This is a genomic window from Dyella sp. (genome assembly GCF_035277725.1).
Lineage (GTDB): Bacteria > Pseudomonadota > Gammaproteobacteria > Xanthomonadales > Rhodanobacteraceae > Dyella_B.
Genome location: NZ_DATEJY010000051.1, coordinates 1 through 26,528, shown reverse-complemented (window position 1 = coordinate 26,528; position 26,528 = coordinate 1). Strand labels below are relative to the sequence as shown.

General features: G+C 61.2%; 23 protein-coding genes. 11 read left to right on the top strand and 12 right to left on the bottom strand.

Going from position 1 to position 26,528, the window contains the following annotated elements; all coding sequences use genetic code 11:
- Positions 1 to 54 precede the first annotated feature (54 nt).
- Genes VJR68_RS04465 through VJR68_RS04450 form a run of 4 tightly spaced genes read right to left on the bottom strand, consistent with a single transcriptional unit; the run spans position 55 to position 4,308 of the window.
- Complete coding sequence (locus VJR68_RS04465; RefSeq protein ID WP_324146353.1) at positions 55 to 960, bottom strand: HlyD family secretion protein; 906 nt, start codon at positions 958 to 960, stop codon at positions 55 to 57.
- A gap of 10 nt (positions 961 to 970) precedes the next feature.
- Positions 971 to 1,720 carry an ABC transporter ATP-binding protein gene (locus VJR68_RS04460; protein ID WP_414647733.1) on the bottom strand — a complete coding sequence of 250 codons (750 nt, stop codon included), beginning with the start codon at positions 1,718 to 1,720 and terminating at the stop codon, positions 971 to 973.
- Between the two features lie 9 nt (positions 1,721 to 1,729).
- Positions 1,730 to 2,863 carry an ABC transporter permease gene (locus VJR68_RS04455; protein WP_324146351.1) on the bottom strand — a complete coding sequence of 378 codons (1,134 nt, stop codon included), beginning with the start codon at positions 2,861 to 2,863 and terminating at the stop codon, positions 1,730 to 1,732.
- Complete coding sequence (locus VJR68_RS04450) at positions 2,863 to 4,308, bottom strand: efflux transporter outer membrane subunit (protein ID WP_324146350.1); 1,446 nt, start codon at positions 4,306 to 4,308, stop codon at positions 2,863 to 2,865. The genes VJR68_RS04455 and VJR68_RS04450 overlap by 1 nt, the downstream gene beginning before the upstream one ends.
- A gap of 210 nt (positions 4,309 to 4,518) precedes the next feature.
- Between VJR68_RS04450 and VJR68_RS04445 the strand changes: the two genes are divergently transcribed.
- The 4 genes from VJR68_RS04445 (at position 4,519) to VJR68_RS04430 (ending at position 7,834) form a co-directional block, all read left to right on the top strand.
- Positions 4,519 to 5,220 (top strand): HAD-IB family phosphatase, encoded by a 702-nt coding sequence (locus tag VJR68_RS04445; RefSeq protein ID WP_333677868.1) that lies wholly within the window; start codon positions 4,519 to 4,521, stop codon positions 5,218 to 5,220.
- A 223-nt stretch (positions 5,221 to 5,443) separates the two neighbouring features.
- Positions 5,444 to 6,853, top strand: coding sequence for an aspartate aminotransferase family protein (locus VJR68_RS04440; RefSeq protein ID WP_324146348.1), 1,410 nt, complete (start codon positions 5,444 to 5,446; stop codon positions 6,851 to 6,853).
- A 354-nt stretch (positions 6,854 to 7,207) separates the two neighbouring features.
- Positions 7,208 to 7,486, top strand: a complete 279-nt coding sequence (locus VJR68_RS04435) for a type II toxin-antitoxin system RelE/ParE family toxin (RefSeq protein ID WP_324146347.1) — start codon at positions 7,208 to 7,210, stop codon at positions 7,484 to 7,486.
- 48 nt (positions 7,487 to 7,534) lie between these two features.
- Positions 7,535 to 7,834, top strand: a complete 300-nt coding sequence (locus tag VJR68_RS04430) for a HigA family addiction module antitoxin (RefSeq protein WP_324146346.1) — start codon at positions 7,535 to 7,537, stop codon at positions 7,832 to 7,834.
- Between the two features lie 26 nt (positions 7,835 to 7,860).
- Here the strand turns inward: VJR68_RS04430 and VJR68_RS04425 are convergent, their stop codons facing one another.
- Positions 7,861 to 9,195 carry a sensor histidine kinase gene (locus tag VJR68_RS04425; protein WP_414647734.1) on the bottom strand — a complete coding sequence of 445 codons (1,335 nt, stop codon included), beginning with the start codon at positions 9,193 to 9,195 and terminating at the stop codon, positions 7,861 to 7,863.
- 492 nt (positions 9,196 to 9,687) lie between these two features.
- Positions 9,688 to 10,371 (bottom strand): response regulator transcription factor, encoded by a 684-nt coding sequence (locus VJR68_RS04420; RefSeq protein ID WP_324146344.1) that lies wholly within the window; start codon positions 10,369 to 10,371, stop codon positions 9,688 to 9,690.
- Positions 10,372 to 10,645: 274 nt separating this feature from the next.
- Here VJR68_RS04420 and VJR68_RS04415 point away from each other — a divergent pair, with 274 nt between their 5' ends.
- Positions 10,646 to 12,874 carry a M1 family metallopeptidase gene (locus VJR68_RS04415; protein ID WP_324146343.1) on the top strand — a complete coding sequence of 743 codons (2,229 nt, stop codon included), beginning with the start codon at positions 10,646 to 10,648 and terminating at the stop codon, positions 12,872 to 12,874.
- 11 nt (positions 12,875 to 12,885) lie between these two features.
- Positions 12,886 to 13,770, top strand: a complete 885-nt coding sequence (locus VJR68_RS04410) for a hypothetical protein (RefSeq protein ID WP_324146342.1) — start codon at positions 12,886 to 12,888, stop codon at positions 13,768 to 13,770.
- A 73-nt stretch (positions 13,771 to 13,843) separates the two neighbouring features.
- On the opposite strand, the gene VJR68_RS04405 is transcribed toward VJR68_RS04410, so the two are convergent.
- The 3 genes from VJR68_RS04405 to VJR68_RS04395 form a co-directional block, all read right to left on the bottom strand.
- Positions 13,844 to 14,386, bottom strand: a complete 543-nt coding sequence (locus VJR68_RS04405; protein WP_324146341.1) for a GNAT family N-acetyltransferase — start codon at positions 14,384 to 14,386, stop codon at positions 13,844 to 13,846.
- A complete protein-coding gene (locus tag VJR68_RS04400; RefSeq protein WP_324146371.1) occupies positions 14,383 to 14,862 on the bottom strand; it encodes an SET domain-containing protein in 480 nt (159 codons plus the stop codon). Before VJR68_RS04400 ends, VJR68_RS04405 begins: the two co-directional genes overlap by 4 nt.
- Before the next feature lie 106 nt (positions 14,863 to 14,968).
- On the bottom strand, positions 14,969 to 15,322 hold the full coding sequence (locus VJR68_RS04395) for a helix-hairpin-helix domain-containing protein (RefSeq protein ID WP_324146340.1): 354 nt from the start codon (positions 15,320 to 15,322) through the stop codon (positions 14,969 to 14,971).
- Positions 15,323 to 15,619: 297 nt separating this feature from the next.
- On the opposite strand from VJR68_RS04395, the gene VJR68_RS04390 reads away from it, so the two are divergent.
- From VJR68_RS04390 to VJR68_RS04370, 5 genes are all read left to right on the top strand, one after another.
- Complete coding sequence (locus tag VJR68_RS04390) at positions 15,620 to 17,041, top strand: M20 family metallopeptidase (protein ID WP_324146339.1); 1,422 nt, start codon at positions 15,620 to 15,622, stop codon at positions 17,039 to 17,041.
- Entirely contained in the window at positions 17,038 to 17,733 is a 696-nt protein-coding gene (locus VJR68_RS04385) for a YggS family pyridoxal phosphate-dependent enzyme (protein ID WP_324146338.1), read from the top strand. Before VJR68_RS04390 ends, VJR68_RS04385 begins: the two co-directional genes overlap by 4 nt.
- Before the next feature lie 418 nt (positions 17,734 to 18,151).
- Positions 18,152 to 18,718, top strand: a complete 567-nt coding sequence (locus VJR68_RS04380) for a C40 family peptidase (protein WP_324146337.1) — start codon at positions 18,152 to 18,154, stop codon at positions 18,716 to 18,718.
- Positions 18,719 to 19,081: 363 nt separating this feature from the next.
- On the top strand, positions 19,082 to 19,735 hold the full coding sequence (locus tag VJR68_RS04375; protein WP_324146336.1) for a rhomboid family intramembrane serine protease: 654 nt from the start codon (positions 19,082 to 19,084) through the stop codon (positions 19,733 to 19,735).
- A 26-nt stretch (positions 19,736 to 19,761) separates the two neighbouring features.
- Positions 19,762 to 21,126, top strand: a complete 1,365-nt coding sequence (locus tag VJR68_RS04370) for an amino acid permease (protein WP_324146335.1) — start codon at positions 19,762 to 19,764, stop codon at positions 21,124 to 21,126.
- 72 nt (positions 21,127 to 21,198) lie between these two features.
- On the opposite strand, the gene rapA is transcribed toward VJR68_RS04370, so the two are convergent.
- The 3 genes from rapA to VJR68_RS04355 form a co-directional block, all read right to left on the bottom strand.
- Complete coding sequence (gene rapA / locus VJR68_RS04365) at positions 21,199 to 24,039, bottom strand: RNA polymerase-associated protein RapA (RefSeq protein WP_324146333.1); 2,841 nt, start codon at positions 24,037 to 24,039, stop codon at positions 21,199 to 21,201.
- Positions 24,040 to 24,163: 124 nt separating this feature from the next.
- A complete protein-coding gene (locus VJR68_RS04360; protein ID WP_324146332.1) occupies positions 24,164 to 24,649 on the bottom strand; it encodes a type IV pilin protein in 486 nt (161 codons plus the stop codon).
- 16 nt (positions 24,650 to 24,665) lie between these two features.
- Positions 24,666 to 26,528 (bottom strand): pilus assembly protein (locus VJR68_RS04355; RefSeq protein ID WP_324146331.1); only part of this gene is annotated, 1,863 nt, incomplete at its 5' end.

Sequence of the window (26,528 nt, the reverse complement as noted above, 5' to 3'; positions counted from 1 at the left end):
CAGCAGCCATACGAAAGCTGGGATTCCATCCCAGCCTACTCACGATTGCTGCGATTATTTGGGCGCGAACTTCACCAGCACGCGCTGACCGATGCGCAATGGCGTCGACGGCGGTTGATCGAAGGTAAGCACGCATTCTACCGAACGTGTATTGGCGCGCACCTGCGGATCGTCTTCCAGTGTGCTGGCGCCGAACACGCGGCCGATGCGCAATACATGCGCTTTCAGCGGCGCGAGGCCGCTGCCGCTGTCGTCATCCACTTCGGCGGCCATGCCTTCATGCACCACGCCGACAAAGGATTCGTTGAGTTCGGCGCGCACGATGCGCGGCGAATCGGGCAGCATGACAAACAGCGGCCCCGTGGCCGGCGATACCGTGGCACCGGGCTGCACCATGCGCTGCACGATCTCCCCATTGCTGGGTGCATGCAGGCTGCGCAGTTCCAGCTGATAGCGCGTCCCGGCTACTTTCTGTGCGGCCAAGGCCGCGGCAGCGCGCGCGTTGGTCAGCTCAGCCTGCGCTTGCCGTGCGGCTTCGCGTGCATCGTCCGAACTTTGCACATCGCCGGCGCCGGCCTTGGCGGCTTGCTCAAGACGGGATGCGCGCAGTTCGGCGGCTTTGGCGCGTGCTTCCAGCGTGCCGATCTGTGCGTTGGCTTGCTGCTGTTCGGCGAGCGCCGTGTCCAAGGCGAGCCTGGCCGGCTCCAGGTCGAGCTGTGCCAGCAGCTGGCCTTTGTGCACCTGATCGCCTTCGTGCGCGTCGACCTGCGCCACCACCCCGTCGCTGGGCATGGTGAGTTTCAGCAGGCCGCCTTCGATGTCGATACGCCCGCGCGCCACCGCTGCATAAGCCGGCGTTGCGGCGTGGCTGGGCGCCGCCGGGGCATCGTCCTGCGAGCAGCCGGCAAGCAATGCTGCGGCAAGCAGGGTGAGCGGAAGACGGAGCGGGCGCAGGGTCATGCGTGGGTTCTCAACGGGGCTCGTTAGTGGGTGACGAAGGCGGCACATGGTCGCTCAGAATGCGCCCGTCTTCCATCGCCAGCACCCGGTCGGCGTGATGCACCAGGCGCGGATCATGGCTGACGCACAGCACGGTGGTGCCGTGCGTGCGGGCGATGCGATGCAGGATGTCGATCACGACCTGGCCGTTGGCGGCATCCAGCGCGCTGGTGGGTTCGTCGGCAAACAGCAGTTCCGGTTGCTTGGCGAGCGCACGGGCGATGGCGACGCGCTGCTTTTCGCCGCCGGACAATTCGGCCGGCAGCAGCTTCATGCGCGGACCCAGGCCGACTTCTTCCAGCGATTCCATCGCGCGTTTGCGCACCACGTCCTTGGCCAATCCCAGATAGCTCAGGGGCAATTCCACTTGCTCCAGCGCCGTCAGCGCCGGGAACAGATTGAAACCCTGGAACACGAAGCCGGTGTGCTGCAGGCGGAAGGATTCCAGTTCGCGCATGCCCAAGTGGCTCAGATCATGGCCGAGTGCGCGCACCTGTCCTGCATCGGCACGTTGCAGACCGCTTAGGATGGCCAGCAGCGTGCTCTTGCCGCAGCCGGACGGCCCGGAGATCAGCGTGAGTGCGCCGGCATGCACGTCGATAGTGAGGTCGTGCAGTACCGTGCTTTCGATGCGGCCGGAGGTAAATGTCTTGCGCACGCTGCGGGCTTGCAGCGTGACGGTAGTTGCAGACGCAGTGGGGGCGGAGGCGGGCATGCTCATCACAGCGGTTTATCTCAGCAGGCTCGCCGGATCGGCGCGGCGCAGCGTGCGCACCGCCGCCAGGCCGGACACGATCGCCAGCGCCATGCTCAGCGCCAGGCAAACGATAGTGATGAGCGGATTCAACTCCATCGGCACGCTGCGATTGCGCGCAATGGCGAGCAGAATGAAGCCGATCACGATGCTGCATACTAGGCCCAATGCGCCTACCCAGAACGCTTGCTCCAGCACCACTTTGCGCAGCGAGCCGCGGCCGACGCCAAGCGCGTTCAAGGTGGCGTATTCGCGGATCGAACCGATCACGGCGGCAATCAACGTCTGGCTGGTGATTACCGAGCCCACCAGAAACACGATGCCGGCCAGGAACAGCACGCCGGCGCCGGCGCCTGTGTCGAACATCCAGTACAGGCTTGATTCGCGCGCAAAGGCTTTGGCCGTCCAAACGGTGTAAGGGCCGAAGGCATTCGAACCGTTCAAGCGATGGGCCACCACGCGTGGCTTTACGCCAGCGCGAACCTTGGCGATGAAGTACGTCATCATGCCGGCATCGTCGGGCGCCACGTCGAGTACGCGCGCGGTCTCCAGCGAGGCGACGATGTTCACGCCGCCCAGGGCACGCAAGCCGCGGCTTACGCCGACCACGCGCACGCGTTGACCATTGATGGCGGCGGAGTCGCCGACGTTCACGCCGAGGCTGTCGAGGTCTGCCTCATCCACGATCACGGCGCCGGGTTCGTTCAAGCGCGCACGCAAGGCAAGCGGCAGTACGCGCGAGAACATCATGCCGTCAGGGCGTGCATCGATGCCCGATACGAACACCGATACGCCGCCGGTATCACGCGAGCCGCGCCAGTCGGCATCGACCCAGCGGAACGGTTCGACTTTCACTACGTCCGGATCCATGCGCAATCGCATCGCGACGTCTTCGCTGATCGGCCGGCCGAGGTTCACGCTTTGCGTGCCTGGATAACCGGCCCACAAATCAGCGGAAGAACGCGTGATGTATACGCTGGCGCTGCCGAAAATGCCCAGCACCAGTGCCGCCTGCAGCAACTGCAACAAGCTGGCGAAACCCACGGCGAGAATCGCTGGTAGAAAACGGCGCCATTCGTAGATCAGCGTCTTGCGTGCCAGCGCTACCATTATTTGCTTCCCTGTTTGTCGCCGAGCTTGTGGTAATCGGCGGCGACGTCGGGCGGTGGCAGCGGTGCGCCACCCAAGGCCTTGTAGAGCGATATATACGCAAGATCACGCTCGGCCCGCGCCGATACCAGAGCCAGCTGTGCGTTTTGCTGGGCGATCGTGGCGTCCTGCAGTTCCAGCGTGCTGGCAAGGCCAAGGCTGCGGCGCTTGTCCAGCGCGCTTATGTTGTCATTGAGAGCTTGCGCGGCCTGTTCGGCCAGATCTTCGCGCTGCTGCGTCTGCTGCAGGTCGCCCATGGCGGTTTCCGTTTCCGCGACGCCTTGCAGCACGGCTTGGCGATAGGCGTAGACCGCGGCGAGCAATTCGTGTTTCTGCGCGTGCGCCTTGGCCAGGCGCATGCCCCAATCGAACAGCGGCATGTTGATCACCGGGCCGGCCGAGAAGATGCCGTCGCCGGAACGGATGAAGGTGTGGTGGCTGAGCAGGTTCACCGACCAGTCCGCCGAGGCGCCGAGCCCGATGTGCGGATAGACGTCCGCGCGCGCGATGCCAGCCTCGCCGGCCGCGCGCAACACCTGTGCTTCGGCCGCGGCGATGTCGGGGCGTGTACGCAACAGATCGGCCGGGGCATGCGTCATTTGCCAATCGCCGAGCTGCGGCTGGGTGCCGCCTTCCAACCACGCTGGATCGGGTTCGCTTTGGCCGAGCAGCACGGCGAGTTGCTGCGCATTGGCGTTGACGGCGCGTTGCGGATCGGCCAGTGCCATGTCCGAACGGGCCAGTTCAGCCTTCGCCAAACTGACGTCGGTGGGCGACACGAGTTTCAGCCCTTCGCGCACTTCCAGAAGATGCAGCTTCGCGCGATTCGCATCGCGCACGGCGGTCAGTGCTATCACTTGCTGTTGCGCGGAACGTAACGCAATCCAGCAACGCGCCACTTCGGCCACGAGAGTGACGTAAGCGCTCTGCAGGTCCGCACGGGCCGCGTCGAGATTGCCGGCGGCGAGCCGATGGGTGCTTTTCAGCGCACCGAACAGCGGCATCTCCCACAACGCATCCAGGCCCACGATGAAGTAGGAGGCGCTGGCGTCGGGCTGGATCACCTGGTTGGTGTCGAGGGTCAGGCTGGGCAGGAACTTGTCATTGGTGTGCCGGTACAGCGTGCGCACGGCGATCAACCGTTCAGTGGCGGCCTTGACGTCCAGGTTGTTGTCCAGCGCGCGTTTGACCAGCGCATCCAGCTCAGGGTCGTTGAACGCTTGCCACCAGTTGGTGAGGTCCGGTTGCGCGGGGTTGGGGACGTTCGTCGCTGGTGCGTTGCGCCATGCCTGCGGCAGCGATGGCTTCAAGGCTGGCAAGGGGGCCGCGGTGCAGCCTGCCAATGCGGTCAGCACCAGGGCGGCAAGCAGAGCGGGAAGGGCGTGACGCGGTGCGGGATCGTGCACGGGAACCGTCGATGAAAGGCGCGCAAAAGCTAAGCATACCGGCTCAGCCCCAGATTTGGCCTATTTCTGTACGCGCTAGTTTGTCTTTTTGTGTCTGCGTTTTAGTCTGCTTCGCCGGATGGGCAACGTAAGGAAGCAAAAAATCACGGAAAGGAGACCGAAAGGGGCGCGTCGTCAAGATGCACTTATCTTGTGTGGGAGTGGGTGCGAGTGGCTGCTTGGAACATCCTGTGCGACTTCGACGGCACCATCTCCGTCGAGGACGTGATCGATTCGCTGCTGGATCGTTTCGGCCGCCCCGGCTGGGAAGCGTTGGAGCAGGATTGGCGCGCCGGCCGCATCGGTTCGCGCGAATGCATGAGCGGCCAGGTGGCCTTGCTCGACGTGGGTCGCGACGACCTGGATGCGCATCTGGATGGCTTATGGATCGACCACGCGTTTCCCGCGTTCGTTGCGCGCACGGTTGAACTTGGCACACCGATGCGCATCGTGAGCGATGGCCTCGATTACGCCATCCATCGCATTCTTGGGCGTTACGATCTGGATCACCTGCCGTTGGCCGCCAATCATCTGGCGCCGGGCATACCGCCGCGCCAATGGCAACTCACCTCACCATTCCAAAGCGAAGGCTGCCGCAGCGGTACCTGCAAATGCGCGTGCGTGGCGCAGGCGCGCCAAGGTGGCGGCAAGACGCTGCTGATCGGCGATGGCGCTTCGGATTTCTGCGCGGCCGATCGCGTGGATTTCGTGTTCGCCAAGCACCGCTTGATCGAGCATTGCCGCACGTCCGGCATTCCTTACGTGCCGATCACCGGTTTCGAGGATGCGCTGGAACTGCTGCCGCGCCTGCTGGATGGCAGCCTGCTGGAAGAGCATGCGCCGCGGGTGTTGCCGGCGGTTTCGAATTTTTAGTCTGTACGCGTAACGCGTCCCCTTTCCTTCGTGATGGTCGGTTTCCCACGTCGTCATTCCGGCGCAGGCCGGAATCCAGTTCCAATAAACCGTGCGAAGCACACAAAAGTCTTTTTATGTTGTGTGCTGCGCACGTCATGTTCGACTGGATTCCGGCCTGCGCCGGAATGACGAGGTGATACGAGCATCGTCCGCATTCATAAAAACGCTTGCCTTACTATCCATGAATACCTACGACCCCAACGCCGCCTCCTACGTCATCCCCGATGAGCAACTGCTAGCCGACGAAGCCCAATACAGCTCGTTCGGCGACACCGTGCACTACGTCGACCCGCCGAAGATCTTCCGCCACGGCCAGGGCAGCTACATGTACGACACCGCCGGTGTGCCGTTCCTCGATTTGCAGATGTGGTACTCGGCGGTCAACTTCGGCTACAGCAACAAGCGCCTCAACGACACGCTCAAGCATCAGATCGATGTGCTGCCGCAAGTCGCCAGCCAGTATCTGCATCAGACGCGCATTGAATTGGCCAAGACCATTGCGGTCGATGCGCAGAAGAAATTCGGCTTGAAGGGCCGCGTGCACTTCAACGTCGGCGGTGCGCAGGCGGTGGAGGATTCGCTCAAGCTGGTGCGCAACTACAAGAACGGCAAGAGCCTGATGTTCGCCTTCGAAGGCGGTTATCACGGCCGCACGCTGGGTGCTTCGTCGATCACCTCCAGCTATCGCTATCGCCGCCGCTTCGGTCACTTCGGCGAGCGCGCGATGTTCATTCCGTTCCCCTATCCGTTCCGCCGTCCGAAGGGCATGACGCCGGAAGAGTATTCCGATCATTGCGTGCGCCAGTTCGCGCGCCTGTTCGAAACCGAATACAACGGCGTGTGGGATCCAAAGGTCAATCAGGCTGAATACGCCGCGTTCTATGTCGAGCCGATCCAGGGCACCGGCGGCTACGTCGTGCCGCCGCGCAATTTCTTCAAGGACTTGAAGAAGGTGCTGGACCAATACGGCATCCTGATGGTGGTGGACGAAATCCAGATGGGTTTCTGGCGCACCGGCAAGCTGTGGTCGATCGAGCACTTTGGCGTGACGCCTGACATCATCGTGTTCGGCAAGGCGCTCACCAACGGCTTGAACCCGCTCTCCGGTTTGTGGGCGCGCGAAGAGATGATCAACCCGGCCATCTTCCCGCCTGGCTCCACGCATTCCACCTTCAATTCCAACCCGCTCGGCACCTCGCTGGGTCTGGAAGTGATCAAGATGGGCTACGAGCTGGATTACGAAAAGACCGTGCCTGAAAAGGGCGCCTACTTCCTCGATGGCCTGAAGGATCTGCAAAAACGCCACAAGGAAATCGGTGACGTGGACGGCCTGGGTCTCGCGTTGCGCGCCGAGATTTGTACTGACGATGGCTTCACGCCGAACAAGGCACTGTTGGACAAGATGGTCGACATCGGCCTCGCTGGGGATCTCGAACACAACGGCAAGAAGATCGGCCTCGTGCTGGACGTGGGCGGTTGGTACAAGAACGTGATCACGTTCGCGCCGTCGCTGGACATCAGCTACGAAGAGATCGATCTGGCGATGGCGTTGCTCGATCAGTTGCTGACGAAGGCAAAGAAGGCGATGTGATGTTTTTACTTCTTCTTTGCTGAGAAGGAGCGAGTTACACCAGCTGTGTAGGATCTCCGTGGCCGTCAATCCCGCGAAAGCGGAGGCGCTTTACAACGGCGAATGCCGGTCAATCCGTTTGCCCTGGCGCAAAAGGCCAACGTGGACTCCCGCTTTCGCGGGAATGACGGCATAGAAGTGAATCCATGGTTTTTGTCGATGTTCCCATGCAGGGGAAGCTGACAAACACGGCGGCGCTCAGCGCCGCCTTTTTTTCGGCTCTCGTACGTAGGCTGGGATGACAATTCCAGCATGCTTCATGGTCTCTCAATCGCCTGGATTTGTTTTATATCGTTTATCGATATAAGATAAATCATGATCAAGACGTTCGCGGATAGAGACACGGAAGCTCTTGCTAACGGTGAGCGGGTTCGTAAATGGATCAACATCGAAAGTGTTGCCAGACGTAAGCTGGCGCAATTGCGTGCCGCAGCAACGCTGGACTTTCTGCGCATTCCACCGGGTAACCGCCTTGAGGCACTTCGGGGTGATCGGGTCGGGCAATACAGCATACGCATCAACGATCAGTATCGCGTCTGCTTTGTTTGGAAGGATGGTGACGCTTACAACGTAGAGATCTGTGACTATCACTAACTTCTAATGGTTGGCCCGCAATGTTGAGAATGAGAGGAAGGAAAGATCATGGCCGCTAAGAAGCTGCTGCCACCGATTCATCCCGGCGAGATCCTGCGGGAGGAATACATGAAGCCGCTCGACTTGTCTGCGAATGCGCTTGCCCGCGCCATCGGCGTGACCCCGGCACGTGTGAACGAAATCGCCAACGAGCGTCGCGGTATCACCGCCGATACCGCGCTCCGTCTTGCGCGCTATTTCGGAACCGATGCGCAGAGCTGGATCAATCTACAGACGAACTATGAGCTGGAATGCGCGCGCCGAGAGCTTAGCGACGAACTCAAGCGGATTCATCCGCGCGCGGCATAATCAGGCGCTCCACAGCCGACTTTGTTTCACACATCCCGCGTTTGCGGAAAAACAATTTCCACGCGCAAGCCGCGCCCGTTGTTACCGCTGCGATAACGCACGCGCGCCTCATGCCACTCTGCAATGCGCTGCACGATGGCCAACCCCAAGCCGCTGCCTTGTTCCTCGCTGCCGGGCACGCGGAAAAAACGCTCGCCAAGGCGTTCGATCCATGCTGGCGGAACGCCGGGGCCGTTGTCTTCCACGGCCAGGCAGATGTGTTTGTTTTCGCGATCGAGCGAGACCGTCATGACGCTGCCGCGGCCAGCGTAACGCAAGCCGTTGTCGATCAGGTTGTCGAGCAGTTCCTGCAGGCGATGGCGATCGCCCTCGATAAGCAGCGGGCCGGCAGGGCCTTCGTAGCCGAGGTCGATGTCGGCGGCTAGCGCTTCGTGTACGCGCTGGCCGACCAGTTCGGGAATCAGCGTGGCGAGATTCAATGGTTCCGTATCGCCCGCTTCGTGTTGCGCCGTTTGTGCACGTGTGAGCGCGAGCAATTGGCTGGACGTGCGGTTGGCGCGCAGGATCAGGCGTTGGATGTGATTGAGTGCGTCCTTGATCGTGGCCGGATCGAAACTGGCTTGCGCGCGTTCCGCGTGCACGCTCAAGCCGGCCAAGGGCGTGCGCAGCTGGTGCGCGGCGTCGGCAATAAAGCGTTCGTGCAAGGACAGCATGCCGCGCAGGCGTGCGAACAGGCCATCGATGGTGCGCGTCAGTGGCAGGATTTCCACCGGCACCTCGGCATCACCGATAGGCGCCAGATCGTGTTCGCGACTGGCCAGCTGATTGGTCAACGGTTCGAGTTGGCGCAAGCCGGTGCTGACGCCAACCCATACCAGCAAAAACGCGGCGACGATCAGCAATGCCTGCGCAGGAATGCTGAGCAGCAGGATTTGCCGTGCTTCCTGATGCCGGTCGTGCAGGGTTTCGGCGATGGTGACCTCAAGCTGGTCATCCGGCTCGCGCGGGTTGGGCATCTGGATGCTGGCGGCGCGCAGCGCGTGTTTTTCGATCTGGATATCGTATAACTGGGGCGCACGGCCATCCGAAAACAGACCGCGCGGCGGTTTCACCGCTGGATTGCCGGCGATAAGACCGTGGCGTTCGCTGAATACGCTGAAGTAGTTGCGTCCTTCCGGCTCGTACTCCAACAGGAATTGCGCTTGCATCGTGATGCGGCCATCCGGACTTTTGTCGGCCATCAACTTCACCAGGGTCAGCGTGTCGTTGACAAGATTCACGTCGTGCACGTGATTGGCGTAGATCAGCGCACCGATGTAGGTGATCAGGCTGTTCAACAACAACAGTGCCGTGAGCGGCACCAGCAAGGTTGTGAGCAGGCGCCTGCGCAGGCTTTGGCGCCCAGGAGCCCGTCGGACTTTGCTTGGCCGGGCTGCAAATCTGTCTACGCGGTCCATATTTCCGTCCACTCTTGGCCCATAGAACCACTATGGGCCGGCGAGTGACCGAAAATCTGTCCTCGCGCAAACAGATTTTCGCCTCGACCACCAAAGCCCGACGGGCTCCTAGGGATGCTCTGATCTATTCCGCGCACCCGGCATGACGTCCAGAAGGCCCGCTGGGTGTGCTGCGCGGCGCAGGGCAGACTGACCGTCTGTTCAAGCCACGCGGCGCAGCCAGCGGGCCTTCTGGACGTCACCCCATCCTTAATTTCAACCGGTTGGGGCCGTACTTTATGCGCCTGTCGCCACGCCCCGGCGTCTCGACAGACAGCCAGTCTGTCTTCACCGCTGGGGCGTGGCGACAGGCGCATACAGTACGGTGACGGGTACGTGGAATAGATCAGAGCATCCCTAGCCTGCATGGGCTTCCTTGACCTCTTCCAGCAGATAGCCCAGTCCACGGATGGTGCGCACCTGCGTGCCGGAATCAGTGAGCTTGCGACGCAGGCGATAGATGGCGATGTCCAGGCCGTTGTCGGTGAGTTCCTGATCCCAGCTGCATAAGGCTTCGATCAACTGGGCACGGCTGGTGACGCGATCCGGGCGCGCAGCCAAGGCTTCAAGCAGGCCGAATTCGCGTGCGGTGAGTTCCAGCGGTTTGTCGTCCACCCAGGCGCGATGGCCGGGCAGGTCCAGGCGCAGGCGGCCGATGGTGATTTCCGGTGCGCCTTGCGTGGTGTAGCGGCGCAACAGGGCGCGCACGCGTGCCTCGAATTCGGCCAGCGCAAAGGGTTTCACCAGGTAATCGTCCGCACCCAGGTCCAGCACGCGTACGCGTTCGCGCAGGCCTTCGCGGGCGGTAATCACCAGCACCGGCAAGCCGCTGCCACGCTTGCGCACGCGTTGCAGCACTTCGCTGCCGTCCACGCCCGGCAAGCCGAGATCGAGCACGAGCAGGTCATAGGGCGTGTCTTTCAGCGCGGCATCGGCGCGGATGCCATCGACCACATGATCGACCGCATGGCCGCCCTGGCGCAGCGCCGCACTGACGCCGGCGGCAATGGAGGGGTCGTCTTCGGCAATCAGGATGCGCATGGTCGATAGGCTCCCTCGGAACGTCGCAGTATGTCCATGATTTTCAGCGAGTTCCGCGTAACGTGATTGAATGGCAAGCAGCTTAGCGCGTGCGTTTGGATTCGCACAGGTGTGCGCCCGCAGGTTGAGGCGCGAACCGCGACATCGCCATCCCGTGCGTGCTGTCGTGTTGGGGTTCGCACCCCAACCTACCGTGCGGCATGACGTCTGGCCGATGCCGCAACCGCTGCGCATGCCGCACGCTCGACGGATCATCGAAAGGGGAGACCGCAAGATGAGCGTTACGGCAAAACGAAGCGGGCGATGGCTTGCCACCTGCGTGGTGTGGTGGTCGTGTCAGGCGATCGCGCAGACAGTCGCGCCGGCGGGTGCGGTGCAGCGCACCGATGTGCCGCCGGCCCCCGTGTCGCAAGAGATTCCCTTTGCACCCGCGCACGACACCTTCATCCACACACAGAGCGCACCCGGTGCCTGGGGTGGCGAGCGCACCGGGCAGGAGCCGACGCTGTCCGACCGCGTGGTCAGCTACACCATCGATGCGGATCTGGATGCCCCCAGGCACGCCGTGACCGGCAAGGAGCACATGACCTGGCGCAATCGCAGCGATCGCGAGGTGCGCAGTGTCTACTTCCATCTTTATTTGAACGCCTTCCAGAACGAAGGCAGCACGTTCTTCACCGAACGCCAGGTACTCACCGCGCACGGCAGCTCGCGCGGCAACGCGGTGCTGGAGAAGGGCCAGTGGGGCTGGATTCGCTTGCAGAGCGTGCAGCAGGGCGGCACGCCGCTGACGTGGCGCTTCGTGCATCCGGATGGCGGCCCGGCAACGGATGAAACGGTGGTGCGCATCGATCTGGCGCAGCCGGTCCCGGCGGGCGGCACGCTGGCGCTGGATATCGATTTTCTCAGTCAGTTGCCGCGCGTGGTGGAACGCACCGGATGGTGGGGTGATTTCAACCTCGTTGGCCAATGGTTTCCCAAGATCGGCGTGCTCGAACTGCCGGGTGAGCGCGGCGCCACTGCCGTGCGCTGGAACGTGCACGAGTTTCATTTTCTCAGCGAGTTCTACGCGGATTTCGGCCTGTACGACGTGCATCTGACGGTACCCAGCGATTACACCGTGGGCGCCGTCGGCAAGTTGCAGGGCACGCCGGAACAGAAAAACGGCAAGACCACTTATCACTTCGTACAGGGTGACGTGCACGATTTTGCGTGGGTCGCCGCGAAGGGCTTCAAGACCGTGGACGGTACCTACGAAGGCCCAGGCAGCCCGAAAGTGGCGGTGCGCGTGATCTATCCGCCGGAATACGAAGCCAGTGCCGCGCCGACGTTGAAATCCACCATCGACTCGCTCGCTTATTTCTCGCGCATGCTGGGAGCTTATCCGTATGAAACCGTTACGGCGGTCGTTCCACCGTACAACGCGTCGGAAGCGGGTGGCATGGAATACCCCACCTTTTTCACGTCGGAAGGATTCAAGCAGGTCGAGCCCGATACGACGGATCAGATGTTCAGTGATTTCGTGAACATCCACGAATTCGGTCACGGCTATTTCTATGGCATTCTGGCTTCCGATGAATTCGAAGAGCCGATTCTGGATGAAGGGCTCAACGAATATTGGGATAACCGCATGCTACGTGAGCGCAAGCAGGAACTGGTGCTGGCCGCGCACTTCACCAAGTCGCTGGGCATTACGCCGCATTTGAACGGTTTTGATTTCGAGCGCTTGACTGCCACGCTGTTCCAGCCGGCTGATCCCTTGGCGGAAAACAGCTGGGATCGTCTTTCCGTCACCAGCTATGGTATGGTATATGCGCGCACGGCCACCGCCATGCACGATCTGGAAGAGCGTCTTGGCCGGCCCGCCTTGGAAAAGGCCTTCAAGCTTTACTACCAGCGTTGGAAATTCCGTCACCCGTCCGTCGCGGATTTCCGCGCCGCGCTGATCGACAGCTCGGGCAACGCCAAGGAGGTCGATGCCATCTTCAACCAATACGTCTTTGGCACGGCATTCATCGACGACAAGGTCGCGGACATCGATAGCTATGAAGTGCTGCCGCAAGCCGGCGTCACATGGAAGGACGGCAAGCAGACCGAAGTCGATGCCAAGGATGTCGACAAGCAAGTCGACAAGCAGCGCAGCGATTGGGACAAGGCGCACAAGGATGCCAAGCCTGGCGCACCGGGACCGTTTCCCTGGCATAGCACGGTGACGGTGAGCCGCGATGGCGTGGCCGCACCGGAGCTGCTGCGTGTGACGTTCGAAGATGGCACGCACCAGGACATCACCTGGGATGACGATCGCCGTTGGGCACGCTTCGATTTCGTCAAACCCAGCAAGGTGATATCGGCCGAGCTTGATCCGGATCAGCACAACTTGCTCGATCGCGATCGGCTCAACAACAGCCTGACCACCGAATCGAATGGTGCCGCGTCACGACGCTGGACCGCCGACGTCTCTGCGCTGATGCAGAGCCTCTCCGCCTTGCTGACCACGTTTTGAGGGCCGCAGCCATGTCTCGTTCCGTGAATATGGGAGCCTTGCTGTCCGGCATGCGCGCCGCAGTGCAGTGGCGGTTGCTGCTGCTATGGCTGCTGATCATGTTGATTCCCACCGCGCTGGTCGCCTTCCCGTTGTGGAACATGCTGGGCGGCTTGCTTGATACGTCGGTGCATTCGACCGAATGGGCGCAACAGTTCAATGCGGTCATGTTCGGCGATGTGATCACCAGCTTTTTCGATCATCCGGAATGGCTGGTCACAGGCTTTGTCGTCGCGCTCGTGTTTACGTTGCTGTTGTCGCCCTTCCTTGCCGGCATGGTGATCGGTAGCGGCCGGGCAGGGCGGGCGCTGGGCTTTAGTGCCTTGCTACAGAGCGGTGTGGTGGAATACGGCCGCATGTTTCGCCTGTTGCTGTGGTCGCTGGTTCCTTATGGCGTGGTGTTCGGCGTGCACTTTCTCGGCATGCACCTGGCGGACAAGCATGCAGAGCAGGCGGTGTTGGAATCGCAAGCGGATCGATACGCAACGATCGCGCGTTGGGCGTTGTTGATCGTGCTGGTGCTGATGCAGTCGATCGTGGAATCGGCACGTGCGGCGTTTATTGCCGACACCGGTCTGCGCTCGGCAACGCGTGCGATGTGGCGTGGCGTCAGGCAGTTGTTCAAGCAGCCGGTGAAGACGCTGTTGTTTTATTTGGTGGTCACGCTGATCGGCTTGCTGCTGGCATTCGTGTTTGGCGTGCTGCGCATCCACGTGACCGCCGTGGGTGTTGGTGGCGTGGTGCTGGCTTTGCTGCTGAGCCAGTTGATTGTGCTGGCTACAGGTTGGATGCGTGCAGCGCGGCTGCTTGCACTGGCGGAAGTCGCGCGTTTGGTGATGCCCGCACGACCTGCGTAGGTTGGGGTGCGAACCCCAACATCACCATGCATGCGAGATCGGGATGTTGGGGTTCGCACCCCAACCTACGAACTCACGCAAACGCGTGGCGACGCAATTGGCGATGCGGCGGGTAATACGCGAACACGTGGTTGTCGCTGCCGAAGAAATCGATGTCTTCGATGTGCTCGCCGCCCAGCCGTTCGGCAACGCGATCGGAAGCCTCGTTGCCGACGCGTACCAGGCTGATGACGCGCTGCAATTGCAGGTGATTCCAGGCGTAGTCGAGGATGGCGGCGCCGGCTTCGGTGGCGTAGCCGTGGTGGCGATGATCGGGCTTGAGCATCCAGCCCATTTCCACGTCGGGCCAGCCTTCGGGGTGCAACAATCCGGCGCGGCCGATGAATTCGCCGGCGGCTTTCAATTCCAACGCCCACATGCCGTAGCCACGCAATTGCCAGTGCCCGATCAGCATGGCCAGCGAGCGCCAGGCATTGGTGCGATCCAGCGGCAAGCCATCGCCGATCCAGCGCGTGCTTTCCGGATCGGCCAGCATCGCGGCGTAGTCGTTGAAGTGGCGTTCGGTCAGCGCGGTAAGGCGCAGGCGTTCGGTTTCAAGGGTGGGAATGTCGATCATTGCCGGTCAGTCGCTAAGCTTGCGCTATCCAACACTCTTGCCAGGGCGCGAGTGGTGGTCATGAGGCTCTCGTCCCAGGGCAGACCGATGATTTTCTCACCGGTGGCCGTGTCGATAAAGTCCTCCTCCTGCCCGGGCGGCAGCAGGTGACGGTAATCCACGGTGAGTTCGGTGCCGGCGGGCAGGTCGTGCAGGGCGAATACAAAACCCAGATGCCACAGACCGGTTGGCGCAAAGCTATGGTTGATGTAGCACTCGTCCGGCCATTCCGGTGACAGCGTGTAGCGGTCTTCGAACCAGCGTGCGCTGGCGTACATCTGCTCGGGTTTGGCCTGCAATTCGCTCAACGGATAAGTGCGGTCGATCGCATCCGGTGCGGTGATGATGCGCCCTGCTTCCACGTCTTCATCCAGGAACAACCCCTTGCCCGCACCACGAATCGTGGAGGAGCCAATGCGGTAGCGGGGCAGGATCATGGTGAGATGGCGGCGGCGAATGGAGTTGCGGCGCCGCGGAGTGTAGCGCAAGCCTTGCCTGAAAATACGGCCCGCATGTGCAGGCCGTATGGGGCTTGCGAGCGGATCAGTCCTGAGTGGCCTCCTCGGTGGCCGCCTTGGACTTCTTGGCGTGCTTGGGCCTGGTTGCCGCATCCGCAGGTGCTTTCGTGCCTTCGCCGCTGAGCAGGATCGCATCGTGATTGCGCTGCAGCGTGGCCGGGCCGATGCCCTTCACCTGCGACAATTCGTCCGTGCTCTTGAACGGACCATGTTCGTCGCGGAAGGCCACGATGGCTTTCGCCTTGGCCAGGCCGATGCCATCCAGCGACTTGGCAATCGTTTCCGCATCCGCGGTATTGATATTGACCGGCGTGGCGGCGAAGGCGGGCAGTGCGAACGACAACGCCAGTGCGGCAATGGCGGCGAGCTTTTTCAACATATGGAATCTCCCTGGAAAATGAATGGGCGGCGTTGTGCTGCCGCGACTTCACTTTGCGTTGTTGCATACGTGGGAGCCCAGTCGGTGGAGCGCGTACAGGCATGGCTGAGTTGCGCGCATGTGAGTGTCATCCAGACGCCCCGGGGTTGTGAGTGCGGATGTCGGCATGGCGAGTGGTGAACATGCCGTGTTTGCGCGCTTCGGTGACATAGCAGAAAACGCTGCATGTTCTGTTGCAGCAAGAGTTGTGGTAGCGCGCACTGTTAAAATCGCGCTTTCCCACCTTCAGGAGCCACCATGGATACCGCGCGCATCACTCGTTACATCAGCGATCTGTGGGATGCCGAGATCGTTCCGCAATTGGTGGAATACATCCGCATTCCGAACAAATCGCCGATGTTCGATAAGGATTGGGTGTCGCACGGTTACATGGATGCCGCGGTGAAGCTGATGGAAAACTGGGCGCGCAGCAAGCTTTCGCAGTTGCCGGGCGCGACCTTGGAAGTGGTACGGCTGGAAGGGCGTACGCCACTGATTTACATCGAAGTACCGGGCCAGAACGATGACACCGTGGTGTTGTACGGCCACCTCGACAAGCAGCCGGAGATGACCGGCTGGTCCGAAGGTTTGGGACCGTGGACGCCAGTGCTCAAGGGCGACAAGCTCTACGGCCGTGGTGGCGCCGATGACGGCTATGCGATCTTCGGTTCGCTCGCTGCCTTGCTGGCCTTGCGCGAACAAGGCGTGCCGCATGCGCGCTGCGTGGTTCTGATCGAAGCCTGCGAGGAATCCGGCAGTTATGACCTGCCGCATTACGTGGACCATCTTGCATCGCGCATCGGCAATCCTTCGCTGGTGGTGTGCCTGGATTCCGGTTGCGGCAATTACGAGCAGCTGTGGCTCACCACGTCGCTGCGCGGCATGACTGGCGGCGAACTCACCGTGCAGGTGCTGGAAGAGGGCGTGCATTCGGGCGATGCCTCCGGTGTAGTGCCATCCAGCTTCCGCATCCTGCGCGAATTGCTTTCGCGACTGGAAGATCCGCAAACCGGACACATCAAGCCGAAAGAATTGCACGTAGAGATCCCACCGCAGCGCATCGAGCAGGCCAAGGCGGCGACTGGCGTGCTCGGCAAGGCGGTGTACGAGAAATTCCCCTTCGTGGCCGGCATGCAGCCGGTAACCGAAGACCTCGCCGAACTGGTGCTCAACCGCACCTGGCGGCCGCAATTGGCAGTGACTGGCGCCGACGGGCTGCCGCCGCTGGAAAGCGCCGGCAACGTGCTGCGGCCGAAGACGAGCGTGAAACTCAGTCTGCGCCTGCCGCCGACGCTGGATGGCGCCAAAGCCAGTGCGTACGTAAAACAGTTGCTGGAGAAGGATCCGCCGTATGGCGCCAAGGTCACCTTCAAGCTGGAGAAGGACGGCAGTGGCTGGAACGCCCCGCAACTGTCGCCATGGCTGGAACAGGCAGTGGCCGACGCTTCGCAGCACTACTTTGGCGCGCCGGCGGCGTACATGGGCGAGGGCGGCACCATTCCCTTCATGGGCATGCTGGGCGCCAAGTTTCCGCAGGCGCAGTTCCTGATCACCGGCGTGCTGGGCCCGCACTCCAATGCGCACGGCCCGAACGAGTTCCTGCATATCCCGACCGGCAAGAAGGTCTCGATGGTGGTGGCCGACGTGGTGGCGAAGCACTTCCAGCAAAGCGCGCGATGAGCGATATCGCCGCCAATTGGGCCGCGGTGCGGCAGCGCGTGGACGCTGCCTGCCGCGACGCGGGCCGCGACCCCGCGGAAGTCTCCGTGTTGCCGGTGAGCAAGACCTTCGGCGCGGACGTGGTCAAGGCGGCGTTGGCGCTGGGCCTGCATCGCTTCGGCGAAAACAAGGTGCAGGAAATCCGCGAAAAGGCGGCAGCCTTGGCGGGCGAGACAATCGACTGGGTGGTGATCGGCCATCTGCAAACCAACAAGGCCAAGGACGTAGCGCGGCTGGCCAGCGAAGTGCAATCGCTGGACCGGATGGAACTGGCTGAGGCGTTGCAGCGCCGCCTGGAGGTCGAAAACCGGCGCCTGGACATCCTGGTGCAGGTCAAGACGGCCCGCGAGGAGACCAAGCAGGGTCTGCCTGCGGAAGAACTGCCGGACTTCCTGCAGCGGCTGCGCGCGTTTCCTCACCTGCGCGTGCAGGGCCTGATGACGCTGGCGACCTTGTCCGAGGATGCCAGTGAGGTGCGCGCCTGCTTCCGCCAACTGCGGGAATGGCGGGATCGATGTGCCGCGGAGGGTTATGAGCTGCCGCGGCTCTCCATGGGCATGAGCGGCGACTTCCCGCTGGCGATTGCTGAAGGCGCTACGGAAGTGCGCATCGGAACCGCCATTTTTGGTAGCCGTTCCTACGTGTCCAAGTGAGACTTCGCCTGCAAAACCTGTAAATGTTCCGAAAAATTTTGAGGTGCACGCTTACAGGTAAACCCTAGTTTCTAAAGAAAAGTTTTGTGGATCAAGTGGTTGGAGCGGCGACGGGGCGTCATTCGATTTTTCGAACGACGGGGTTCAGTTAACCCCATCCGAACATGTCGGCAGGTGGGCTTTGTTACTTTCACCCCTTCGTCACGGCCGCCGCAGGGGGCGACGGCCGGATTGGTAACCGCCCAGAGACCACCGAATGCCAAACACGCGACTTGTACTCGCCGCGCTTGCCACGGCTATGTGCTTTTCAGGCACCGCTTTCGCCGCTGACGCTAGCAGCAGCATTCAGGCCCAGGTTTCCGGAAAGTTTTCTACCGCATTGATGAGTCCGCTGGCCGCGTTTACCCCTGCGGTCGCCATGGCGCAGTCCACGCTCCCCACCCAGCTTCCCTTCGCTACCGTAACGTCTGCCAAGACCAACACCGCCGACGATGCTGCCGCGACGTCGGATGACGATAGCGACACCTCGGCCCAGTTCAGCGACGCCAAAACCAGCCAGGGCCTGCGCGACATGCTGATCGGCCTGGCCATGGAGCTGCGCCACGTGCGTTATGTGCGCGGTGGCCGCGACCCCTCCACCGGTTTCGATTGCAGCGGCTTCGTTCGCTATGTGTTTGAACGTGCCATCGGCTTGCAGCTGCCGAGCAACTCCGCTTCGCAATATCTGGTCGGCAAGATCATCCACCGCGACGACATGAAGCCGGGCGACCTGGTGTTCTTCCGCACCGCCGGTGGCCGCCATGGCAAGGGCCGCATCTCGCATGTGGCGATCTATATCGGCGAAGGCCGCTTCATCCATTCTCCGCGCCGTGGCGAGTCCGTGCGCGTGGACAATCTCTCCGACAGCTACTGGGCCAAGCGCTTTGCTGGCGCCCGTCGTCCGGAAGCCATGGCGCAGATCGACGCTGGTACGCACAACGGTTGATTTTCCGGTAAATGACGACTGTGAAAGGCCACCTGCGGGTGGCCTTTTTTTATGGCTTGCATGTGCTGTACGCAGGCAGGTTGCCGTGAAAGTGTGGGCGCTCTCTGAACCGTCGCCCCGGCGAACGCCGGAGCCCAGCGACTTTGTTGGGGATACCTCAAAAGCTAAGACACTAGGCCCCGGCGTTCGCCGGGGCGGCGGTAATGGAAGCGACTTTCACCATGACGGCCGTTGCCGTGCTGCATGACTGTTGGCTTGGCTTAGGGCAGCAACCCAGCAACACCGCCGCGTTTGGCAACAACCGTTGGGTTACGCTGCGCCAACCCAACCTACGTGCCCAGTGCATCCAGATAGCGCATCTCCATGCCGACCCGCCTGCCGCCCATCACGCTCTACCTGCTCATCGCCAACATCGTAGTGTTCCTGCTGCAGCAGATGATGCATGCGACCTTGCTCGCGCACTTCGCGCTATGGCCATGGGGACCGGACCAGATGGCCCAGCTCCCGGACGGCAGCGTTACGGCCATCGGCTTTCGGCCATGGCAGCTGGTGACCTACGGCTTCATGCACGGCAGCATCCAGCACATCTTCTTCAACATGTTCGCGCTGTACATGTTTGGCGGCGCGATCGAGCAGACCTTCGGCCCACGTCCCTTTCTGCTTTATTACTTCGTCTGCCTGATCACCGCCGCACTGACGCAACTGCTGGTGGTGAAGTACTTCACGCACGGCTTCGAGCCTACGCTTGGCGCATCCGGCGCCATCTTCGGGCTATTGCTGGCGTTCGGCATGCTTTACCCGCACGAGCGGCTGATGCTGATTTTCCTGCCGATTCCCATTCCTGCGTGGTTGTTCGTCATCCTGTATGGCGGGGTGGAACTGGTGCTTGGCGTCGGTGGGTGGCAGGCGAACGTTGCCCATTTCGCCCACCTTGGCGGTATGCTGGGCGGCTTCTTGATGATCGAATATTGGCGCGGCAAGTTTCCAATTAAACCTAAACGCCGTTTGATGCGCTGAACAAAAATCCATAAGGGCGGGAACACATGACGCAACACCTGCAGCGCCGGCTGATGCCGCGCCACATCACCTTCATGGCGCTGGGCATGGCCATCGGCACGGGCCTGTTCCTCGGCTCGGCCAGCACCATCCAGTTGGCCGGCCCCTCGGTGTTGTTCGCGTACATGTTCGGTGGCCTGATGATCTTCATCATCATGCGCGCGCTCGGCGAAATGGCCGTGCACGATCCGGTCGCCGGATCGTTCAGCAGCTACGCGCATCGCTACCTGGGTCCGTTCGCCGGCTACGTGACCGGCTGGAACTACTGGCTGCTGATGGTGGGCGTCGGCATGGCCGAGAGCACCGGCGTCGGCATTTACATGAAGCAATGGTTTCCCGACTTGCCGCAGTGGATCTGGGTACTCGGCAGCGTGGTGATGATCGGCTCATTGAATCTCATGGCCGTGAAGGTATACGGCGAAATGGAATTCTGGTTCACCATGATCAAGGTGGTGACCGTGGTGCTGATGATCCTGGGCGGTGCGGGCATGATCTGGCTGGGCTGGGGCAATGGCGGCCACGCGGTGGGTCTTTCCAATTTGTGGAGCCATGGCGGGTGGTTCCCCAATGGATTCGTGGGCATGGTGTTGGCACTACCGGTCGTAGTGTTTTCGTTCGGCGGTATCGAAACGGTGGGCATGGCGGCGGGCGAAGCTTCGCAGCCGGAGCGCACCATTCCGCGCGCCGTCAATTCGGTGCTGTGGCGCATTCTGATTTTCTACGTGGGCGCGCTGTTCGTGATCATGGCGATTTACCCGTGGAACCAGATCGGCACGCAGGGCAGCCCGTTCGTTACCACCTTCGACAAGCTGGGTATTGCGCAAGCCGCGGGCATCATCAATTTCGTGTTGATTACTGCGGCGTTGTCAGGCTTCAACAGCACCACGTTCAGCGGCAGCCGCATGCTCTACAGCCTGGCCAACAAAGGACAGGCGCCGGCGTTCCTGGCCAGGGTGAGCGACCATGGCGTGCCGGTTCGTGGCGTATTGGTTACGCTGGCATGCTTGCTGTTCGGCGTAGTGCTCAATTACGAGCTGCCCAAGCGCATCTTCGAGATGATGATGTCGATTCTCTCGTTCAACACCGTGTGGACGTGGTCGATGGTGCTGATTGCGCACTTCAGTTTTCGCCGACGCTTTGGCAAGACGGCATTTCCGCTGCGCGGCTGGCCATTGACCAGTGCTATCTGCCTGGCGTTTTTGATGTTCGTGCTGGTTATGCTCGGTTATCACCCGGATACGCGCGTGGCCTTGTATGTAGGCGCGGCGTGGGTAGTGCTGCTGACGGTGGCGTACTTCGTGTTCGGCATCGGACGCAAGATGCGCCTGGCCGTTGCCGACGCAAATGCGTAGGTTGGGGTGCGAACCCCAACATGGTCGCGTTGATTGAGTATCGTGATGTTGGGGTTCGCACCCCAACCTACATCAGCGTAAGGCTAAAAAATCCGGGCTCACCACGAACCGCACCGCATCCAAGCGCAACCGCGCCTGCGGCAATGCAGCCAGCAATGCCGCACGTTCTTCTTCCACTCGCGCGATCTCTGCCTCGCTTATCGACGGATTCACCGCACGCAGCGCATGCAGGCGCGCCACTTCCGCATCCAGCGTTTCCTTGGCTTCGGTCAGCGCGGCAGTCATGCTGGTTTGCGCACGCAAGCTTGCGGCGGCCTCGGCCTTTTCCAGCATCGGCGGCACCAGCTTGGCGAGGAACTTGCGATAGCGCGGCACTTCAATCGTGCGGTCCCCCGCTTTGCGCACTGCCATATCGCTGGGCTGAAAGCTGGGACGCTCGGTGAGCTTGGTATCGATGGTTGCCACGATCGGCTGCGTGGGCAGGAAGCGTTCCGCATCCAGGCTGCGCTCGGCGACGCATTCCAATACATAGACCGCCTGCAATAACGCGTTACGTGGCGGTAGCGCGTCATCCACCATGAAGGTGGCATTGCCGCGTTCGTTGGAAAGCACCAGATCGATCGCGCCGGCGATCATCGGATGATCCAGGCGCAACAGCGGCAACTCCTCACGCGCAAGCGCCACCTCGCGCGAGCACGTGACCGACACCGGGCCTTCGGCAAAGCCGGGCAGGGCATCGGTGGAGAGATATTGCGGATCGAGCAGCAACACGTTGGCGCTGAGTTCTTCCGCGTGAATGCCGAAGGATTCCAGCAAGCGTTGCTGGAACGCATCGCGCGAAGGATCATCATCTTCACGGCGGAATGCCTGCGCCAACTCATCCGCATGCAGGTCGCGGCTCGCCGCCAACTCAAGCAGATGATCGCGGCCAGCGCGAATCAACTCGGCCATCTGTTCGTGTGCGGCGCGCGTTTCGGCCAGCAATACGTCCAGTTCCTGGTCGCGCTGGTCATCGCCACGCGCATGTTCTTCGGCCAGCTTCGCCAAGGTTTCGCCAAAACGGCGCAGCAATTCACGGCCATCGGCTGGACTGGTGCGGAACGCATCGATGCCTTCGTCATACCAACGCGCCAGCACATGCTGCGCGCTATCGGGCGCGGCAATGATATGGATGCTGATGTCGTGCTTCTGCCCGATGCGATCGAGGCGACCGATGCGCTGCTCAAGCAGATCCGGATCGAGCGGCAGATCCCATAGCACCAGGCGATGCGCGAACTGGAAATTGCGACCCTCCGAACCGATCTCCGAACAGATCAGCAGGCGTGCGCCATCCGGTTGCGCAAAGTAGGCGGCATTGCGATCGCGCTGCACGATACCCAAGCCTTCATGGAAACGCGCAATGCCCGCGCCGGTGCGCGTGCGCAAGGCTTCTTCCAGGGCCAGCACCTTGGCTTGGCTGCGGCAAATCAGCAGGAACTTGTCTTGCGGATAGCGATCGAGCAGCGCGACCAGCGTGTCGATGCGCGGATCATTCGCATAATCCAGCTCGAGCACCGGCATCGGTTGCTGGATGTCCGCATGGAATTCCACCAGCAAGGCTTGGCGCGCGACTTCATCCAGCCGTTCCGCATCGACCAGTTCCCACGCCGGCACACGCCTCGGAAAACCACCGATGCTGGCGCGGCGATTGCGAAACATGGAGCGGCCGGTGCCGTGGCGGTCGATCAACGCTGCCAGCAATTCACGGCTGTGTTCGGGTTTGGTGGTGTCGGCAAGGCAGGCTTGCAGCGCTGCGTCGCCTTCGAAAGCCTTGCGCAACTGCTCAAGTTCCGCTGCTTGGAGTGCGGTGCGTGCCAACAGCTTGTCGGCGATATGTGAAAGCGTCTGGAAGTGTTCCGATTCGGCGAGGTAAGCATCCAGGTCGTGATAGCGCTGCGGATCGAGCAGGCGCAGGCGGGCGAAGTGGCCGCTGCGGCCCAACTGCTCTGGCGTGGCGGTCAGCAGAATCACACCAGCCGTCGTCGCGGCCAATTGTTCCACCAAGGTGTAGCGAGGACTGGCACTTTCTGGTGTCCAGGCCAGGTGATGGGCTTCATCCACCACCAGCAGATCCCAGCCGGCCTGCCGCAATTGCTCGGCACGCTTGGGGTTGTGCTCAAGGAAGCCGAAATCGGCAATTACCAGTTGCTCGTCTTCGAAGGGATTCGCGTCGCTGCCGGATTGCTCCAGCGCCTCGCAACGCTCCTCGTCGTAGATCGCAAAACTCAGATTGAAACGGCGCAGCAGCTCCACGAACCACTGGTACACCAGCGTGTCCGGCAGCAGCACCAATACTCGCGAGGCGCGCCCGGCTGCAATCTGGCGCGCAATGATCATGCCCGCCTCGATCGTCTTGCCGAGGCCCACTTCATCCGCCAGCAGCACCCGAGGCGGCCGGCGTGCCGCGGCAATACCTGCCACGCGCAACTGATGCGGCACCAGGCCGATACGTGCAGAACTCAGCCCCCAGCTCGCCGAGCGCCGCGCTTCCGCCCGGCGCTTCAGGCTTTCCAGGCGCAATTCAAAATGCGGCACCGGATCGGTACGCCCCCCAATCAGCCGGTCATCCGCCTGGCTGACACTCTGCTCATCATCCAGCTGCCCCTCGTGCAGCTCGCGCCCCTCGCCGCGATAAACCAGCAGCCCCTCGCGCTCCTCCACCCGCTCCACCAGAAAGGCAATGCCCTTGCCCGCCACCCGCTGCCCCGCCCGAAACTCTGCCCGCACCAGGGGCGCGGAATCCACCGCATAAGGGCGCAACACCCCCGACTTGGCAAACAACACCTGCACCCCGCGCCCTTCGACGCGCAACACAGTGCCGAGGCCGAGTTCGGGTTCGGCGGTGGAGATCCAGCGTTGACCGGGTATGAACATTGACTGCTGTTGCGTGGTTTCGAGGGGTGTCGATTATCCGCGCAACAGAGGGGGCTGGCTACGCCCTAGGCGTTGCCAGGAATGGCGCGAGTAGATCGCCAATGTCACGACGGTTTCAATTTCCTCACCAACAACTGGAGCCGCCAGACGTTGTGGAGGGCAGTTGGTTACCCAGATAGTCGACTGAATAGGTTCCGCATCCGTCACCGGTCTGCGAACCAGTAGGAGTGGCTGAGGCCGTATAGCTGCTTGCACTGCTGCCTGAAGTTGCGGGTGCTGTAAAACCGATGGTGTAGGTGGGATTGTTGCTGTTCGGTACCTGGATCTGATTGTTTGTGATGTTGCTATAGCCAAGGCTCACCAAGTTGAGCGTATAGCTATTGTTGGTCGAGTAGTAGGTTTCCTCGCGCCTCGACAGGTCCAGGAGTGCCGATTTTGCAGTGGCACGGTTCGATTTCTGGACGTACTTGCGGTATTGCGGAATGGCGATCGCAGCCAATATGGCCACGATCGCAACGACGATCATCAGTTCGATTAGCGTAAAACCACGTTGATGGCGCCTTGTTACACGTGCTGAGGCACATTGAACGCGAGGAAATGCATTGGACATGGCTACTTCTCCTTTCTCAGCGTAATTGCAGCCATGTCAAGCGCTGCCCGGTTTGTCCGCCCGGAGGATTGATCTGGTTGACGGTACCGACACCCGAAACGGTCTGGTTGACCAGATAAGGCTGACCTTTTGCCGTCACCACCGACGGACTACCCACTGCGCTGAGTGCGATGCCGCTGATGGAGCCGCTGATCACAACACCCGTTGCGGTAGAGAAGAAAGAATTGGTGAACCCACCGCCTGTAGCCGGATTCAGCGCCATCGTCCAGCCCGCCGTTGTCACTACCGTGCAGCTCAGCGGCGAGTTGTTAGCCGGAATCGTCGTGTTCACGATAAACGCACCTTCAGACTCAATCGGGCTGTAGATAACCTGTTCGGTCTGATTGCTACCGCCGACCCAGGACACGCCGTTATAGGCAGGCAGGTTCAGATACCAGCCAAACTGGGTCCCGGCTGTATTAACGAGGTTACCGTTCGAATCAGTCGTTGCGCACGTCGAGCCTTGCATGCACACCGTGTTCTGGCTCACCGTGCGATAACCCAAGATGGTGGACGTGGAACTGCTTGATGTCGTGGTGCTGGTAATGGTCTGTTGTTCCAGGGAACTTTGTTTGATTGGCGAAGATGCAGTAGGCGTGCCAGTAGCGCCTACAGACAGGCCGGCATAGCTTGCGCCCGCTGTGCCTGCTACGCCCATGCCCCAGTCCCAAATGCCATATAGAGTTTGCGGTCCGTTCGAATAGGTGGCGCTGGACGTTACTGATTGCGGTTGGATAGAGCCGGTACCGAATTCCACCAACACGTAAGGTGTATTGGAGTTTGAAGTTGGCTCCGTCGTTGCAACGACGACCAATTGGGTGGTTATTGGCTGAGGACTGATCACTGTGTAAGTGGTGGTGCTGCCACTGGTGGTGCTGGTGGTGCCGTATGCGTAAGTGGATTGTTGCGATGGTGCCACCGGTGACAGGTAGGTAATCGTCGGTGTCGATGTCGTGGTAGTCGTGGTGCCGTTACTGGTTGTCGTGGTAACGGTGTACACCGTCTTCACCGGCGGCGTAGTGAACAGTGGCGTAGCCGAACTGTTGCCGTAGTTGGAAACTCCCCAATTGGCAGGATTACTACTTGTCAAGTCAAAACGCCAGATGTTGCCGTAAACATCGCCCGCATAAACGTAATCGGCGATGTGATCGCCATCGGTATCGACAGAGGATACATAGCCAATGCCGTTGGGATTGCTTGAGCTGCCCACGCCAGTGTCCAAGAAATAGACGCTGGAGCTGCTTTGGCTGCTGGCGCTGATGTTGCCGTTGCTATCCACCAGCATGACGTAGATGCCCGCATGGCCCGTGACGCTGTTAAAGCCATTGCCGAAAATGATCGCCCAGTTTCCGCTGTGCAAACGACGGATTTGCGGAGTGCCGACTGTCTGGCCTAGATCATTGCCGCAGGCGCTGGTAGATGTGTCGTTGTTACACACGAGTGTTGTGGCGACCGAGCTGCCTGATGAAGTGGTGGTAACGGCTGTGCTCCACTCGCCTTTCACACTACCAGTACCGAAAGCGTTGGCGCCAAGATCAGTGACATCAAGCGCGAAGATGGCATTGCCACCGACGCCGAGCCCACTAACTAGCCACGTATGCCAAGCGTTACTGTAGAACAAATCACCAGTGCCAGGCGTGGCATCCATGTAGAAGTTGTGCGCGTAATTGACCGAGGAATAATCCAGGGTCGAGGTGGAGGCATTGTGGATGGTTGCCAATACAGCGCCCGGAATATACGCAAGCACTTCCTTGCCGTCATTGGCGGTGCCGTCAGCGCAAAGGTTATAGATACCGTTGCTGTTTTTACTTGCGCATGCGTAGGTGCCATCGGTGTTGTA

Coding starts and splice junctions, on each gene's coding strand:
- VJR68_RS04420 (WP_324146344.1), bottom strand. CDS start 10,371: ATGCGCATCCTGATTGCCGAAGACGACCCCTCCATTGCCGCCGGCGTC.
- VJR68_RS04380 (WP_324146337.1), top strand. CDS start 18,152: ATGGCGCAGTCCACGCTCCCCACCCAGCTTCCCTTCGCTACCGTAACG.
- VJR68_RS04465 (WP_324146353.1), bottom strand. CDS start 960: ATGACCCTGCGCCCGCTCCGTCTTCCGCTCACCCTGCTTGCCGCAGCA.
- VJR68_RS04440 (WP_324146348.1), top strand. CDS start 5,444: ATGAATACCTACGACCCCAACGCCGCCTCCTACGTCATCCCCGATGAG.
- VJR68_RS04405 (WP_324146341.1), bottom strand. CDS start 14,386: ATGATCGACATTCCCACCCTTGAAACCGAACGCCTGCGCCTTACCGCG.
- VJR68_RS04390 (WP_324146339.1), top strand. CDS start 15,620: ATGGATACCGCGCGCATCACTCGTTACATCAGCGATCTGTGGGATGCC.
- VJR68_RS04455 (WP_324146351.1), bottom strand. CDS start 2,863: ATGGTAGCGCTGGCACGCAAGACGCTGATCTACGAATGGCGCCGTTTT.
- VJR68_RS04370 (WP_324146335.1), top strand. CDS start 19,762: ATGACGCAACACCTGCAGCGCCGGCTGATGCCGCGCCACATCACCTTC.
- VJR68_RS04395 (WP_324146340.1), bottom strand. CDS start 15,322: ATGTTGAAAAAGCTCGCCGCCATTGCCGCACTGGCGTTGTCGTTCGCA.
- VJR68_RS04360 (WP_324146332.1), bottom strand. CDS start 24,649: ATGTCCAATGCATTTCCTCGCGTTCAATGTGCCTCAGCACGTGTAACA.
- VJR68_RS04430 (WP_324146346.1), top strand. CDS start 7,535: ATGGCCGCTAAGAAGCTGCTGCCACCGATTCATCCCGGCGAGATCCTG.
- VJR68_RS04410 (WP_324146342.1), top strand. CDS start 12,886: ATGTCTCGTTCCGTGAATATGGGAGCCTTGCTGTCCGGCATGCGCGCC.
- VJR68_RS04385 (WP_324146338.1), top strand. CDS start 17,038: ATGAGCGATATCGCCGCCAATTGGGCCGCGGTGCGGCAGCGCGTGGAC.
- VJR68_RS04435 (WP_324146347.1), top strand. CDS start 7,208: ATGATCAAGACGTTCGCGGATAGAGACACGGAAGCTCTTGCTAACGGT.
- VJR68_RS04400 (WP_324146371.1), bottom strand. CDS start 14,862: ATGATCCTGCCCCGCTACCGCATTGGCTCCTCCACGATTCGTGGTGCG.
- VJR68_RS04375 (WP_324146336.1), top strand. CDS start 19,082: ATGCCGACCCGCCTGCCGCCCATCACGCTCTACCTGCTCATCGCCAAC.
- VJR68_RS04460 (WP_414647733.1), bottom strand. CDS start 1,720: ATGAGCATGCCCGCCTCCGCCCCCACTGCGTCTGCAACTACCGTCACG.
- VJR68_RS04415 (WP_324146343.1), top strand. CDS start 10,646: ATGAGCGTTACGGCAAAACGAAGCGGGCGATGGCTTGCCACCTGCGTG.
- rapA (WP_324146333.1), bottom strand. CDS start 24,039: ATGTTCATACCCGGTCAACGCTGGATCTCCACCGCCGAACCCGAACTC.